We start from the raw sequence: 15,518 nt of genomic DNA, 5'->3' as shown, positions 1-15,518 counted from the left end.
ATCCTGTCCCCCGACCACGCGATCGGGTTCTCCCAGGGGTCGATGATGGCCCCGGACGGCCGGTGCAAGACCTTCGACGCCCGCGCCGACGGCTACGTCCGCAGCGAGGGCGTGGGCATCGTCGTGCTGAAGACCCTGTCGCGGGCGCTGGCCGACGGCGACCGTATCCACGCGCTGATCCGCGGTGGCGCCGCGAGCAACGACGGGCACGGCGAGAGCTTCATGGCGCCGCAGGCGGCCGGGCAGGCGGCGGGGCTGGAGGCGGCCTACCGCGACGCCGGGGTGGACCCGCTCAGCGTCGCCTACGTGGAGGCCCACGGGACCGGGACCAGTGCGGGCGACCCCGTCGAGATCGCCGCGCTGGACGCGGTCCTGGGCCGCGGTCGTCCGGTCGGCCGGCCGCTCCTGGTGGGTTCGGTGAAGACCAACCTCGGCCACACCGAGGGCGCGGCCGGCGTCACCGGCCTGATCAAGGCCGTGCTGTGCGTCAAGTACGGCCGGCTGCCCGCGAGCCTCAACTTCTCCACCCCCAGCCCCGCGATCCCGTGGGACCGGACGGCCGTGCGGGTCTGCGACCGGGACCAGCCGTGGCCGGAGCAGGACGGGCCCCGCAGGGCCGGGGTGAGCAGCTTCGGCATCACCGGCACCAACGTGCACATCGTGGTCGAGGAGCCGCCCGCCGCGCGGCAGGCGCCCGCCGCCGGGGACGGCGACGGAGACAGCGGCCGCCCGGTCGTGCTGCCGCTGTCGGCGCGTACTCCCGGGGCGTTGACCGCGCTGGCCGAACGCTACCGCGACCTGCTGCGCACCGGCTCCGTGCCGCTGGAGCAGGTCGCCGCCGCGGCGGGCGTGCGGCGCACCCACCACGACCTCCGGCTCGCGGTGGTCGCGGACACCCGCGAGGAGGCCGCCGCCAGGCTGGACGCCTTCGCCGCCGGCGGTTCCCCGGACGGCGTGCACAGCGGCGAATCCGAGACCTGGCGGACCGGGGAACGGCGCCGGACCGCCTGGGTGTTCCCCGGGCAGGGCGGGCAGTGGGCCGGCATGGGCCGTGACCTGCTCGCCGCGGAACCGGTCTTCGCCGCGGCGGTCGCCGACTGCGAGCAGGCCATGCGCCGCTACGCCGACTGGTCGCTGACCGGCGAGCTCACCGCGGACCCGCAGACCTCCCGGCTGGCGCAGGCCGACGTGGCCCAGCCAGTGATCTTCGCGGTGCAGGTGGCGCTCGCCCGCCTCTGGCGTTCCTGGGGGTTCGAGCCCGACGCGGTGATCGGGCACTCGATGGGCGAGGTGGCCGCCGCTCACGTGGCCGGGGTGCTCGGGCTCGACGACGCCGCCCGGATCATCTGCGGCCGCAGCAGGCTCGCCCGCACCGCCGCCGGCGGACGCGGCGCCATGGCCGCCGTCGAGCTCCCGTTCCAGCGCGCCCAGGAGCGGGTGGCCGGGTACCACGGCAAGGTGGTCGTGGGCGTGAGCAACAGCCCCACCTCGTGCGTGCTCGCCGGTGAGCCGCAGGAGATCGACGCCGTCCTGCGCGATCTGGAGGCCGACGGCGTCTTCGGGCGGCGGGTGCAGGTGGACTTCGCCTCCCACAGCCCGCAGATGGACCCGCTGCGCGAACCTCTCCTGGCCCTTCTCGCCCCCCTGCGCCCCGAGGAGGGCGACATCCCGCTGTGCTCCACGGTCACCGGCGGCTTCCTGCCGGGGACGGGCATGGACGCGGCGTACTGGGTGGACAACCTGCGTGAACCGGTGCTGTTCGCCGACGCCGTCCAGCATCTGGCCGAGGCCGGGTTCGACACCTTCGTCGAGTTCAGCCCTCATCCCCTGCTGGCCAGGGCGGTGCGGCAGAACCTGCGCCACACCGGCCGGGACGGGGTCGTGGTCACCGCCCTCACCCGTGAGACGCCCGGCCGCACCGCCCTGCTGGAGGCCGCCGCCGAGCTGTACGCCACCGGCCGCGGAGTGGACTTCGCCCGGATCCAGCCGTACGGCCCGCACCACGTCGCCCTGCCGGGCTACCCCTGGCAGCACCGGCGCCACTGGAGGGACTTCGGCCCGGCCAAGGCCCGGCGGGGACGGGCCGGACACGACGGCACCGGCCACCCGATCATCGGCACGCCGCTGCGACTGGCACCCGACGACCACCTGGCGTGGGATCTCAGCCTCGATCTCGACCGGCTGCCCTACCTGAGCGACCACCGCGTGCACCGGATGCCGATGCTGTCCGGCACGGCCTATCACGAGCTCGCTCTCGCGGCCGGCCAGGAGGCCTACCCCGACCGGCCCTTCGAGGTGGCGGATCTGCTCCTGGAGCACGCCCTGTTCCTGGACTCCGACGTCCCCCGGCGCCTGCAGACCCGCCTGGACGCGGCCGCGGAGGACGGGAGCCGCCGCTGGACGTGCTTCGCCGCCGAGACCGCCTCCTCCCCCGGCGGGCCCGTGGAATGGATCAGGCTCGCCACCGCGCTGCTGCGCCCGTGCCCGCCCGGCCCGCAGGACGAGGAGGTGAGCGTTCCGGACCCCGCCGACCACCCCGAGACGGTCGACGTGGACGGGCACTACGCGGCCCTGCGTGAGCGCGGCATCGAGCAGACCGGCCCCTTCGCGGGCGTGTCCGCCCTCCACCGGGCCGATGGAGCCGTCGTCGCCGAGCTGGCCGTACACGACGACATCGCCGCGGACCTCGGCCGCTACGTCTTCCATCCGGCGCTGCTGGACTCGGCCCTGCAGCCGGTGATGACCCTGCTCGACGCCGCCGACGCCGCGCAGGACACCTACCTGCCGGTGCGCACCGCGCGCTGCCGCGTGCACGCCCGTCCGCGGGCGGACCTCCGCCTGTGGTCGCGCGCGATGCGCACCTCCGCGCCGCTGGAGGAGGACCTGGTCGAGTTCGACGTCCTGATCGGTGACGAGACCGGTCGGCCGCTCGCGACCATCGAGGGGTTCCAGCTCAGGAGACTGGCCGCGGACGCTCCGGAGATGGCCGAGCAGAGGGCGCGGCAGCTGCTCTACGGCATCGAGTGGACGGAGCTGGAACCGCTCACCCCTCCGGCGGCGAAGCAGGCCGGCTGGCTCGTCGTCACCGGCGGTTCACCCCTCGGGGCGCAGTTGTGCGCCGCTCTCGCCGCGGCCGGGGACCGGAGCGTCCTGGTCCAGCCGGGCGACGGCTACCGGCGGCTCGGCCCGGACCGCTACGAGCTGGATCCCGCGTCGGAGGACGACTGGAAGAGGCTCGTCAAGCAGCAGGCGGCGAGCGGCCTCTGGCCGCCGAAGGCGGTCGTGCACCTGACCGCCGGGCGGGAGGCCGGGACCCTGGAAGGCTGCTTCGACGTGCTGGGCCTGGTCAAGGCCATGGCCTCCCTCGACCAGCAGCCCGTCCCGCGCCTCTGGCTGGTCACCACCGCCGCGCAGTCCCCGGACGGGGCCGGCGACATCGACCCCGAGCAGACGGCCGTCTGGGGAATCGGCCGCGTGATCCCCTACGAGCATCCCGAGCTGCGCTGCTCGATGATCGACATCCCCTCGGACCCGGACCCCGCCGTGCTCTGCGCCCTGCACGCCGAGATCGGCTCCGACGGGGCCGAGACCGAGATCGCCCTGCGAGGCCGCCGCAGGTACGCCGCCCGGCTGCGGCGCCGCCCGCTGCCGGCCGCGCGACCGCTCTCCGTCCGCTCCGACGCGACCTACCTCGTCGCCGGCGGTTTCGGCGGAGTGGGGCTGATCACCGCCGAATGGCTCATCCGGCACGGCGCCCGCCACCTCGTCCTCGTGGGCCGGAGCGGCGTGCCGTCCGAGGCCGAGGCGCGGATCGCTGCGATGACGGACCGCGGCGTGCAGGTCCACCCCGCCGCGGTGGACATCACCTGCCGGGCGCAACTGGCCGGCCTCCTCGACGAGATCGCCTGGAGCATGCCGCCCCTGCGCGGGATCGTCAACTCCGCCGTCGTCCTCGACGATGGGACGCTGACGCAGCTCGACCGCGCCCGTTTCTCCGCCCCCATGCCCCCCAAGGTCGACGGGTCCCGCAACTTGCACGAGCTCACCCGCGACCTGCCCCTGGACTTCTTCCTCCTCTACTCCTCCGCGGCCTCGTTGATCGGTTCGCCGGGCCAGGGCAACTACTCCGTCGCCAACGCCTACCTCGACGGGCTGGCAGGGCACCGGCGGGCGAACGGCCTGCCGGCCCTCAGCGTCAACTGGGGGCAGTGGACCGGCACGGGCCAGGTCGCCAAAGCCGGTAAGGACCTCCGCCTGACCGAGCGCGGCTTCGCCGGCTTCACCCCCGCGGACGCCCTGGTGGTCCTCGACCGCCTGCTCGCGGACCCGCCCGCCCAGGCGGGCGTCATGTCCTTCGACCCCGTCAGGTGGACGCACTACTTCCCCGCGCTGCGCTCCTCCTCCCTGTTCCGCGAACTCGTGGAGGACTCCGCGCAGGACGCCGCCGAGTCCCGGCTGACCCGGGACATGCTCGCCGGGCAGGACGCCGCCGCCGCGGCCCGCCTCGTCGCGGCCTACCTGTGCGCCCAGGTCGCCGCCGTCGTCCAGCTCCCCAGGGAGAAGGTCGACCCGGCGCAGCGCCTGCACCGGTTGGGCATCGACTCCCTGATGGGCGTCCAGTTGCGCAACCGCCTCACGCTCGACCTCGGCGTCACCCTGCCCACCGCGGTGTTCCTGCAGGGCCGCTCGATCGGCGACCTGGCGGCGGTGGTCCTCGACCACATCGAGGCGTCCCCCGCCCCTCCCGGGAACCTCTGAACCGTGCGGGAGGCCGGCCTCCCGTTCGACGGCCCTCGCACGACATCGACTTCCCGGGAACGGCCCGGGGAAAGGCGGCAGCGTCATGAGTGAACTCGCAGGCAAGGTCGCGCTGGTCACCGGCGGATCGCGCGGCATCGGCGCGGCGACGGCCCGTGCGCTCGCCGGGAACGGCGCGGACGTGGCCATCAGCTTCACGACTTCGGCGGGCAGAGCCGAGGAGGTCGTCGGCGAGCTCCAGGCCGGGGGCGTGCGCGCGGCGGCGTTCAAGGCCGACCAGGCCGACCCCGGTCAGGTGCGGGGGCTGGTCGGCGCGGTCGTGGAACGCTTCGGCCGGCTGGACATCCTGGTGAACAACGCCGCCGTCTTCGTCCTCGGCCCGGCCGACGGACCCGACGGCGACGCCGCGTTCGCCCGCCAGGAGGCGGTCAACTACGGCGGTGTGGTCTCGACCATCCGCGCCGCGGCCAGGGTGATGGAGGACGGCGGCCGGATCATCACGGTCGGCTCCGTGGTCAGCGTGCACGCCGGGTGGCCCGGTGTGGCGGACTACGCCACGACCAAGGGCGCCGCGGCCGGCTACACCAGGGCGGTGGCGCGGGACCTGGCGGCCAGAGGCATCACCGCCAACGTCGTCCAGGTCGGCTGCGCCGACACCGACATGAACCCCGCCGACGGCGTGTACGCGCCCGGCTTCCTTCCGGGCATCGCCCTGGGCCGCTACGCCCGGCCCGAGGAGATCGCGGCCCCGATCGCCTTCCTCGCCGGTCCCTCCGCGTCCTACATCACCGGGGCCGTCCTCAACGTCGACGGCGGCTATCTCGCGTAGGCGGGACCGCCACGGCGCGGCGAAGGCGCCGACGGCTCCGCCGGCCGGGGCCCGCGGGACCGTCGCGGCTCCGCAGGAGGGCGGACCGGAGGGGGCGGGCGGCCTGCCCGAGCCGACCGGGTCAGCGGGGATCGCACCTGAACGGCGTCTTCAACCCTCCCCTGTGGCTCGCCAGGCCGTCCTCGTCCGCAATGGCCCGCCCCGGAAAGCGACCGCTCGGGGCGGGAAGCGCCCCCGCCGCGGCCGAGGCGCGCTCACGCCACCAGGTGAGGCCGTTCCGGTCCGCCAGGCGGGTCAGGGCGGCGAGGTGCCGGAAGGCGGCGTCGTGGTCGCCCACGGCGGAGGCGAGCCCGGCCAGGAACCAGTCGACGGGCCCCAGCGTGACCACTGCGGAGCTCACCGCGATGTAACCGCCGTAGGGCAGCAGTTCGGCGTAGCTCGCCCGGCAGGCCTCGACGTCGCCGACGGCCGTCTGGGCCGCGCCCTGCAGGCAGGTCATGGTCAGCCACGACCAGTCCGGCACCCGCGGGGGCCAGCCGGCGGAGACCAGCTCGCGCGCCTCGCCCACCCGGCCCTGCTCGCACAGCCACAGGACCCGCATGTCGTGGTCCATGGAGGGGTGGATTCCGGCGATCGCGTCGATGAGCGGTTCGGCCTCCGCCAGGGTGCCCCGGTGATAGTTCAGGATGAGGCGTCCGGTGGTCACCACCGCGCCCGTGTGCCACATGCCGATCCGCTCACCCAGGCGTTCGGCCTCGTCGTACCGGGCCGCGGCGTCGTCGAACCGGCCGTCCAGGACGAGCCTGTTGGCACGCCACAGGGTGTGCTGGAAGCGGGGCCAGGGCAGCGGCAGCCTTTCCAGGAGGGCCTCGCAGCGCTCGGCGGCCCGGTCGGCGCCCGCCAGGTCGAACATCTCCAGCCGGTGATGACTGAAGATCATCTTTGCGAGCAGCTCGAACCCCGGCTCCTCGGCGCGCACGGCCGTCTGGAGCATCTCGGCGGCGATCTCCAGCGGTTCGGGGACGTGGGCCGGGAACGCCGGGAGCGACAGGTAGCGCGCGTTGAGCATGCGCACCAGCAGGCGGGGGTCGCCCAGCCGGCGGGCCATGTCGACCGCCTGGGACGACAGGGCGTCGCGGCGCGGGTCGTCCGTCCCGTCGTACAGTTCCTGGGCCAGCCCGCCGAGCAGGCGGGCCCGCTCGGGACTGTCGGTGTCGGGCAGCTCGCGCAGCACCGACTCGAAGCGGTGCACGAGCCGCAGGTCCACCGCCTCGTAGGGGTCACGCAGCGTCCAGATCGCGGGGGCGTCCAGCGCGGTGAGCGCCCGGGCGGTCCGCTCGGGACCGGCTCCGGCGCGGTCGGCGGCGCGTACGGCCTGCCCTCGCGCCTGCCGCGCGCCGATCGCGTCCCCCGACTCCAGCAGGGCCCGGACCTGCTTCAGCAGCAGCTCCAGGTGGTCGCTCGCGTCACCGGCGGAGGCGCCGTGCGCGTCGATCGCCCGGCCCCACCACATGGCCGCCTCCTCGTAGGCCAGACGCAGGCCCGCCTGCTCGGCCGCGGCGCGGGCCCAGCGCACCGCCTCGCCGTACGCCGCGGGGCCGGCCTCGACGGCGTGGTGGGCGATGACGGCCACGTCGGTCCCGGGCCGATTGGACAGGGCGGCCATCACGCCACGGTGGATCCCCGCCTTGCGGAGCGGCGGAAGGTCGCGTACGAGGGTCTCGCGGACCAGGTCGTGGGCGAAGGCCATCCGGCCGGCGCGGGGGACGATCAGCCCGGCCTGCGCCGCCCGGTCCAGCTGGTCGTAGGCCTCGCCTCCGCCGATTTCGGCGACGACCGCGGGATCGAAGTCCCGGCCGATCACCGCGGCGACTCCGAGTGTCTCGCCGATCCCGGAGGGGAGCGAGCCGAGCCGCTGGCGGACCACTTTCGCGACCCCGTCGGGCACCGCGTCGAGCGGGCGCCCCTCGACGAGCAGGCGCACGCTCTCCCGGACGAAGAACGGGTTGCCGCCGGTGCGGTCGGTCAGCCGCCTGGCGGTGGGTTCGTCCACCTCCGCCCGCATGTCCGCCGCGATGGCCCGCACGGCATCCGCGCCGAGACCGGGGAGATCGATGCGGTGCAGGTCGTAGCGGACGAGGCGGGCCAGCAGGTCGTCCACGGAGAGGCCGGACACCCCCTCCGGGGCGGGGGCGTGCGCCGCGTCCCGGAACGCGGTGACGATCTTGAGGGGGGCGTTCCCCACCAGCCCGCCGGCCAGCATGATCACGTCTTTGAGCAGTTCGAGCGAGGCCGGATCGGCCCAGTGCAGGTCGTCCAGGACGACGACCAGGGGCTGGCTCCTCGCGGCCGCGGCCAGCCATTCGACGACGGCCTGGTTCCGGCGGAGCAGGGCCGCGCCGGCCGAGCCCGAGGGCTTCTCGTCGTCGAGCAGGCCGGCCAGCGCCGATCTGTCGGGCGGCTGGCGGTGCTGAGCGAGCGTGCCCAGCACCTGGAGCCAGGGCCAGAGCGGGGGCGCCCCCTGGACGTCGTGGCAGCCTCCCCAGAGCACGAGGTAACCGAAGTCCGCGCAGTGGTCGCGGAACGCCTCCAGCAGGAAGGTCTTGCCGATGCCCGGTTCACCGGTCACCGCGGCGACGGCCGCACCGCCCTTGTCGAGCAGTGACTGCAGTTTCGCGAACTGCCGCTCCCTGCCGAGGACGGCCCGTCGCGGCGCGGACGGCGCCGCCGACAGCAGCACCGCGGTGGCGCGCACGGGGCCCAGCGACTCGACCTGCCGGAGGATGTCCTCCTCCAGGGCCCGCAGTTCGGGGCCGGGATCGAGGCCGAGCTGATCGGCGAGCATCGTCCCGGCACGGCGGAGCACGGCCAGGGCGTCGGCCTGGCGCCCGGTGTGGTACAGCGCCAGGGCGAGCAGACACCACAGCCGCTCGCGCAGCGGGTGCTCGAGCGTCTCCGCCTCCAGCTCGTTGATCACGAGCTGCGGACGGCCGAGGTTCAGCAGGGCCTGGGCACGCCGTTCGACGGCGACCAGACGCAGTTCGCCGAGCCGGTTGACCTCTGTGACGGCCCATGCCTTGTCGGCGAACTCCCCGTACGGCACGCCGCGCCAGAGCCGTAACGCCCTGTCCAGCGACACGAGCGCCTCGTCAGGCGAGTGGAACTCCGAGCGGTTGATCAGCTCGGCGAAGTCGAGCGCGTCGACATCCGTGGTGGCGAGCAGATAACCGGGCGGCCGTCCGACGAGTATCTGCGGCGGAGCGTTGCGGGCGCGTTCCGGCTCGATGACCCGACGCAGGTTGGACACATACGACTGCAACGACGACAACGCGCTCGCCGGAGGCGACCCGTCGTACAGGTCCTCGATGAGCGTGTCCGTGGAGACCACGCTCCCCTGCGCCACCAGAAGCCGGGCCAGCACCGCGCGTTGACGAGGCCCGCGCAGTTCAGCGAGGGCTCCGTCGCCGCTGTACGCCTCCACCGAGCCGAGAACCCGAAACCTCACGCGCACCCCCGATGGACCGCGGCCTGCCGGCTCCGTGCCCCGCCGCGTTTTGCCATATGGAACGCAAGTCTAGGCACCGCGTTCACGGAAGATCTGCTCCAGACGCGGCACATCTGCAAGTGATCTTTTTCACAACCGTTCCGCCACCGGGGACCCGGCCGGACGCGGGCGGGGGACGTGTCCGGCGCCCGCCGGAGGCGCGCGGCGCACCTCCTCCGCCGGCGTCCCGCCCTGTGCGGGCGCCCTGCCTGCCGCGGCGTGCGGCCTTGGACGCCGCTCGAGCCCTTGGAAGCCGTTTGAGACGGCTTGTCGCCGCCGCATCTGGAGGTCTGCTCCGGCCACATGCCGACCACAGGTCGTCTCAATACCCTCGATCGGAGCCGGGACCGCCGCCGAGGGCGCTCGGCGCCGATCAGCGGCCGATCAGCGGCCGATCCGCGACGAGCCGTGGACGGTCCTGGCACCGATCGCCGCCTCCCCCGCTTCCGGCGGCGTTCTCCGACGGGAGCGGCGGTCGGATCCGCAGTCCGTACAGGTTCACCGGCCGACCGGGTCGAAGACGCACGCTGAGAGGTTTCCGATGACGAACGAAGAGAACGGCATCGAAGTCCGGTGGCTGCCCTGGGCTGAAGGCGGCGAGGAGATCCTCGCGCTCCGGCGGCACGCTTTCACGACCGAGCAGGGCTGGGCAGAGGACATGGTGCGCCACGAGAAGGATCCGGAGGGCCTTCACCTCTGCGCCGTTTCCCGCGGAGCGATCGTGGCCGTTATGTCGGCGTACCTCTACGAGCCCGGCGCCCCAGAACTGGCGGACCTGAGGCTCCCGGAGAAAGACGGCCTCTCGGTCCGGATGGGCAAGCGGGTGGAGGCTCCGGGCTATCGCGGCCGCTATATCAGCAAGCGGCTGGGCATGGCAGCCATGCGCCAGATCTACGAGTCGCTCCGGCCGGCCAGGTTCTTCCTCGTCCTGCAGGGGCTCCATCGCGACCTCACCGACCGGTACACCAGGACCGGGTTCGTGAAACACACCGAGCTCACCTCCGGCGACGAGGCGACGACGGTGATGAAGGTGGAGGGCGGCGAAGCCTTGGCGCGGTTGTACTCGGAGCACCGGGCACTGGTCGGCGCGTCCGTGCCGGGCGAAGGCCCGATGGCGGTTCCCTCGCTCGTCCGCTTCCTCGTGGAGGACGGCAGGGCCCACCTCCTGGCGGTGGAATCCCTCGAAGCCGAGAACCTCTACCTGGAGTCGTCGGTCATCGAGTCCGAGATGCCGCGGCTGATCGCGCAGGGCCGGCTGATGCTCACCGAGCAGCGCGCGCGCCTGGCTGCGACGCCGTTTCCTCCCCCGCCCGCCTCGCTGCTGGACATCGGTACGGGGCCAGGAGGATATCTGCACGCACTCGCTGCGGAAGACTGCTTCTCCGGTTACCGCATACGCGGTGTCGAACCCGCGCCCTCCCTGCTGTCCATGGCCCGGGCGAGCTTCCCGGAGACGGCGGTCCGGCGAGGCAGCGCGTACGCCACCGGTGAGGAGGATTCGTCCCACGACGTCGTGACGGCGAGTTTCCTGTTCGTCCACCTCCGCAACCCGGATCTGGCCCTGCTGGAGATGCGCCGCGTGCTGCGCCCCGGAGGGCTCCTGTACGTGGTCGACGTCAACGACGGCACCTTCCGGGGACCCGGGGAGGTCCGCCGCCTAGTCGATGCCTACGGCCACGCCTACCCGGGGGACCGGAAGATCCTGGCCGACCTTCCCCGACGTGCAGGGGAGTTCGGTTTCGAGCTCATCCGGAGCTTCGCCACGACGGTGCGCAACACGGGGGGCGCCGCCCCCGCCTTCGGCCCGGACGAGATCTGCATCGGCAGGGAGGACGCCTGGCTGCTCCTCTCCTTCATGTTCTCGGAGAAGCGCCTGGAAGAAGCGGCCAGGGCGGCGCAGGAGCACTACTTCTCCGGGAACCACGAGATGAGCGTGGACATCGAGACGCAGGTCTACCGGATCGAGAAGTGAGGGCGCCGGGCGGCGCTTCCGCGGGCGCACGGCACCGGAGAACACCGCTCCTGACCGTCGATCGACCGTTCACCGCGCCGACAAGCCCGCTCGGCGCGTGGTGACCTCAACGAAACGATCACGTGGTTACCCTGCCGGTCAATCCGACCAGCCGGTTCACGGCCGGCTGGTTCCCCTCCGGTACGAGGAGACCATGTTGACCGCACCCGATCAGGATCGGAGCGACCGCAGCCCGTGGAACTGGCTGCTGCTCGTCCCGATCGTCCTGCCCCTGCTGCCCTTCCTGTTCAACTCGGACGAGCCCCGGCTGCTCGGCTTCCCGATGTTCTACTGGCTCCAGCTCGCCTTCATCGCGGTCGGCGTCACCTGCACCACGGTCGTCTACCAGATGACCAAGCGGGGGCGGTGACGTCGTGCGGGAGCACCTGACCGAGATCATCATATTCACCGTCCTGTTCCTGGTCGTCAGCGGCATGGGGTTCGTCGCCTCGCGCTGGCGCCGGCCCAAGGACCTGGCCAGCCTCGACGAGTGGGGCCTGGGCGGCCGGAGCTTCGGCTCCTGGGTCACCTGGTTCCTGGTCGGCGGCGACCTCTACACCGCCTACACCTTCGTGGCCGTGCCCGCCCTGCTGTGGGGCGCGGGCGCGATGGGCTTCTTCGCCGTGCCGTACACCGTCGTCATCTACCCCATGGTGTTCCTGGTGCTGATCCGGCTCTGGTCGGTCTCGCACATCCACGGCTTCGTGACCCCGGCCGACTTCGTCCGGGCCCGCTTCGGCTCCCCCACCCTCGCCCTGCTGATCGCGATCACCGGCATCGTCGCGACCATGCCGTACATCGCGCTGCAGCTCGTCGGCATCGAGGCCGTGCTGAAGTCGATGGGCGTGACCGGGCACCTGCCGATCATCATCGCGTTCGCGATCCTGGCCGCCTACACCTACCAGTCGGGCCTGCGCGCCCCGGCGCTGATCGCCTTCGTCAAGGACACGCTGATCTACATCGTGATCCTGGCCGCGGTCATCGTCATCCCGGCCAAGCTGGGCGGCTGGGATGCGATCTTCGACGCGGCCCAGGCGAAGTTCGCCGCGACCCCCGCGCCGGGCGACGGCATCGTGCTCAACGCCGGCAACCAGCTGCAGTACGTCACGCTGGCCTTCGGCTCGGCGCTGGCGCTCTTCCTCTACCCGCACAGCATCACCGGCGTGCTGGCCTCGAAGAACCGCAACGTGATCAAGCGGAACATGTCGGCGCTGCCCGCCTACAGCCTGCTGCTCGGACTGATCGCGCTGCTCGGCTTCATGGCCATCGCGGCCGGGACCACGCCGATCGGCAAGGACAACAACACGATCGTGCCGCGATTGTTCGACCAGATGTTCCCCGACTGGTTCACCGGGGTGGCCTACGCCGCGGTCGGCATCGGCGCCCTGGTCCCCGCCGCCATCATGTCGATCGCCGCGGCGAACCTGTTCACCCGCAACATCTACAAGGAGTACGTCAAGCCGACCGCGAGCGACGCCGACGAGGCCCGCGTCTCCAAGATCACCTCACTGCTGGTCAAGGTCGGCGCGGTGGCCTGCATCCTCTTCCTGGACACCGGCTTCTCCATCGACCTGCAGCTCATCGGCGGCGTCATCATCCTGCAGACGCTCCCGGCCGTGGCGCTGGGCCTCTACACCCGCTGGTTCCACCGTACCGGCCTGATCGCCGGCTGGGTCGCGGGCATGGGCGCGGGCATGCTCCTGCTCTACAACATCGGCAACCCGGCCACCGGCAAGCTGCACTTCGCCGGATCGGCGTTCCCGCTGGACAAGCTCGGCCTGGACACCAAGATGACCGTCTACGCGGGCATCCTCGCCCTGGCCGTCAACCTGGCCGTCGCGGCCCTCGGCACGGTCGTCGCGCGCGCCGCCGGGCTCGCCGACGGCGAGGACGCCACCCACCCCGACCACTACCTCGCCGACGAGGGAGACCCCCGCATCAAGGACCTGGACCTCACCTCCCACTGAGTCCCGGTACGGCCCGCGCCCGGCTGCGGTATCCGTCTCACCGGGACGGATGCGAACCCGTGTCAGCCGGGTGCGGTGCCGGGACGCCCCCGTCCGCCGTCATCCGGGTGACGAGCAGGCGCCAGACGACGAGCTGCAGCAGAGCGAGGGCCAGCGCGAAGGGCATCAGGGTCCACACCCCGACGCCCTGCGCGACGGCGCCCGCCAGCCAGGGGAGCGCGGAGCCGCCGATGACCGACACGCCGTTCATGACGCCGATGGCCGTGGGCACCAGCCGGGGCGTGGTGAGCCTCGGCACCACCACCATCGCCGTCGGGAAGAGCGGTCCGAGGAAGAACCCGAGCAGGGCGAAACCGGCGGCGGCCACCGCCGTCACCGGCGCCAGCCAGATCAGCGCGGCACTGGCCGTGACCCCGAACAGGCACACGAACGCCATGCCGGTCGCCGTCAGCCCCAGCCTGGCGGCGACCGGGCTGATCAGGAACCGGCCCAGGGTCAGCCCGAGCCAGTAGCCGCTGACGGTGTATCCGGCCACCAGGCCCGGCTGCCCGTACTCCTCGACCATGAAACTGAAGCCCCAGTTGCCCACGCCGATCTCCAGACCGACGTAGACGGCGAGGAACACGGAGGCCAGCACCACTCCGGGCGTCCTGAGGGCGGCGGCCAGCAGGCCTTTGCCCGCCTTCTCCGAGGCGGGGGCGGGGCCGGCGGGATCAGGCGCACCGGACGGCGGCGACGCCGGATCCGTACGGCGCCCGGCCCCCGTCCCGGTGGCGCCGCTTCCGGGATAGGCCACCAGGAAGCCCGCCGTCAACGGCAGGCACAGTACGGCCAGCACCAGCCAGACGGCCGTCCAGGGCAGGGAACCCAGCATCCAGGCGGCCAGCAGCGGGCCGAGCAACGCGCCGACGCCGAAGAACGCGTGCAGGTGGTTGAGCAGGGTCGTGGCCGACGGCAGCCGGGTGAGGTAGGCGTTGAGCACGGACTCCAGCACACCGGTGCCGTACCCGGCCACCACCTGCACCGCCACGAGCGCGGCGAACGGCGGGCGGATCGCCGTGTACAGCCCGGCCAGCACGAACGCGCCACCGCCGACGACGAGCGCGGCGCGGGTGCCGAGCCGGTCGACCAGCGACCCGGCGGTGGCTCCGGCGAGCATGAACCCCGCGGAGAAGGTGAAGAAGGTGAGTCCGACGGTGGCCTTGTCCACGCCGTAGTCGTCGATCTGCGCGGGCAGCAGCACGCCTCCCACCCCGGCGCTCATCCCGACCAGCACAAAGGCCGCGTACGCCAAGGCGACCGAGACCCGCCACCGAGCATGCAAGACGGACAACGTCACTCCCAAGGGAACAGGGGCAGGTATCGGCGAACGGGATCGGGCGGCTGCGGCATGTCCTGGTCGCGGCCTGCGTCTGTACCGGTCCACCCGGTCCACCCGGTCCACAAGCCTGGTTGATCGCCCGCATGTTTGTAAAGAGGTGCACCGGAACACCCGGGGCCGCTCCCGGAACGGCAGGAAGGCCGCCCTCGGACGGCGAACCGACCGGTGACCGGCGAGGCGGCCCGCGTTCGGGGCGGGCTGCTCGACTCGGGGCCGTGCGGCGGCTGCCGGCGACTGCTGTACGGAGGCTTTTCATCCTGACGGCTGGGGGACGGCAAGAGATCCGCGGTCGGACACGGTGCACCCGTTACCGTTGCCGAATGCACACCATCGAGCTGACCTGTGACGACGTGCTCGACTCGGCGGTGCGCGCGGCCTGGGAGCGGCTGGCGGCAGAGGGGCTGCCCAGCCAGGCGCGGCACCCGCACCCGACCAACCGCCCCCACCTGACGCTGGCGGTCTGCGAACGGCTGCCGCCCGACGCGCCGACCGCGTTCGCCGAGTCCTTCGATGACCTGCCGGTGCCGGTCAGGCTGGGGCCGCTGCTGCTGTTCACCGGCCGGGCGCGGGTGCTGGCCTGGGGCGTGGTGCCGGAAGCCCGGCTGCTGGCCGTACACGCGAGGGTCTGGCGGGTGCTGGGCGGCTCCTGCGGCGGCAACCCGCTGCACGCGCCGGGACGGTGGCTCCCGCACGTGACGCTCGCCCGCAACCTGGACGCCGCGACCCGGGCGCAGGCGGTCACGGTGCTCGACGGACTGGCCGAGGCCACCGGGGCGTTCTCCGGCGCGCGCAGCTACGACGGCGCGCGCCGCACGACAATCCCCCTGGCGGGGCAGGGCTGACCCGGTCTGTCACCGCCGCCGGACCGGAAAGAACTCACGGAATAGCTGGCAGCGGCCACCGGTCGGCGCGGACCACACCCCCGCAAAAACAGAAAGGGCCGCCCCGAAGGGCGGCCCTCACACACAAAAATTGTCCGGCGGCGACCTACTCTCCCACACCCTCCCGAGTGCAGTACCATCGGCGCT

At 72.8% G+C, this 15,518-nt stretch carries 8 protein-coding genes; 6 read left to right on the top strand and 2 right to left on the bottom strand.

Annotated features, from left to right (window positions below):
• Positions 1–4,758: type I polyketide synthase (locus IEZ06_RS34315; RefSeq protein WP_189240831.1), on the top strand; the 4,758-nt coding region annotated here is incomplete at its 5' end.
• Positions 4,759–4,843: 85 nt separating this feature from the next.
• Entirely contained in the window at positions 4,844–5,587 is a 744-nt protein-coding gene (locus IEZ06_RS34310) for an SDR family NAD(P)-dependent oxidoreductase (RefSeq protein ID WP_189240830.1), read from the top strand.
• A 121-nt stretch (positions 5,588–5,708) separates the two neighbouring features.
• Here the strand turns inward: IEZ06_RS34310 and IEZ06_RS34305 are convergent, their stop codons facing one another.
• Positions 5,709–9,092 carry an ATP-binding protein gene (locus IEZ06_RS34305; RefSeq protein WP_189240829.1) on the bottom strand — a complete coding sequence of 1,128 codons (3,384 nt, stop codon included), beginning with the start codon at positions 9,090–9,092 and terminating at the stop codon, positions 5,709–5,711.
• 580 nt (positions 9,093–9,672) lie between these two features.
• Here IEZ06_RS34305 and IEZ06_RS34300 point away from each other — a divergent pair.
• From IEZ06_RS34300 to mctP, 3 genes are all read left to right on the top strand, one after another.
• Positions 9,673–11,103, top strand: coding sequence for a methyltransferase domain-containing protein (locus IEZ06_RS34300; RefSeq protein ID WP_189240828.1), 1,431 nt, complete (start codon positions 9,673–9,675; stop codon positions 11,101–11,103).
• Between the two features lie 193 nt (positions 11,104–11,296).
• Entirely contained in the window at positions 11,297–11,512 is a 216-nt protein-coding gene (locus IEZ06_RS34295; protein ID WP_189240827.1) for a DUF3311 domain-containing protein, read from the top strand.
• A gap of 4 nt (positions 11,513–11,516) precedes the next feature.
• Entirely contained in the window at positions 11,517–13,109 is a 1,593-nt protein-coding gene (gene mctP, locus IEZ06_RS34290; RefSeq protein WP_275414904.1) for a monocarboxylate uptake permease MctP, read from the top strand.
• A gap of 37 nt (positions 13,110–13,146) precedes the next feature.
• On the opposite strand, the gene IEZ06_RS34285 is transcribed toward mctP, so the two are convergent.
• Positions 13,147–14,385, bottom strand: a complete 1,239-nt coding sequence (locus tag IEZ06_RS34285; RefSeq protein ID WP_268245647.1) for an MFS transporter — start codon at positions 14,383–14,385, stop codon at positions 13,147–13,149.
• 425 nt (positions 14,386–14,810) lie between these two features.
• Here IEZ06_RS34285 and IEZ06_RS34280 point away from each other — a divergent pair, with 425 nt between their 5' ends.
• Complete coding sequence (locus IEZ06_RS34280) at positions 14,811–15,332, top strand: 2'-5' RNA ligase family protein (protein ID WP_189240825.1); 522 nt, start codon at positions 14,811–14,813, stop codon at positions 15,330–15,332.
• Positions 15,333–15,518 lie beyond the last annotated feature (186 nt).

Source organism: Planomonospora antibiotica, assembly GCF_014647955.1.
Lineage (GTDB): Bacteria > Actinomycetota > Actinomycetes > Streptosporangiales > Streptosporangiaceae > Planomonospora > Planomonospora parontospora.
The sequence above is the reverse complement of the archived record's forward strand: the minus strand, read 5'-3'. Positions and strand labels throughout refer to the sequence as shown.

Bases quoted from the DNA above. Each gene is read 5' to 3' on its own strand.
- IEZ06_RS34295 (WP_189240827.1), top strand. From the start codon at position 11,297: ATGTTGACCGCACCCGATCAGGATCGGAGCGACCGCAGCCCGTGGAAC.
- IEZ06_RS34280 (WP_189240825.1), top strand. From the start codon at position 14,811: ATGCACACCATCGAGCTGACCTGTGACGACGTGCTCGACTCGGCGGTG.
- IEZ06_RS34300 (WP_189240828.1), top strand. From the start codon at position 9,673: ATGACGAACGAAGAGAACGGCATCGAAGTCCGGTGGCTGCCCTGGGCT.
- IEZ06_RS34310 (WP_189240830.1), top strand. From the start codon at position 4,844: ATGAGTGAACTCGCAGGCAAGGTCGCGCTGGTCACCGGCGGATCGCGC.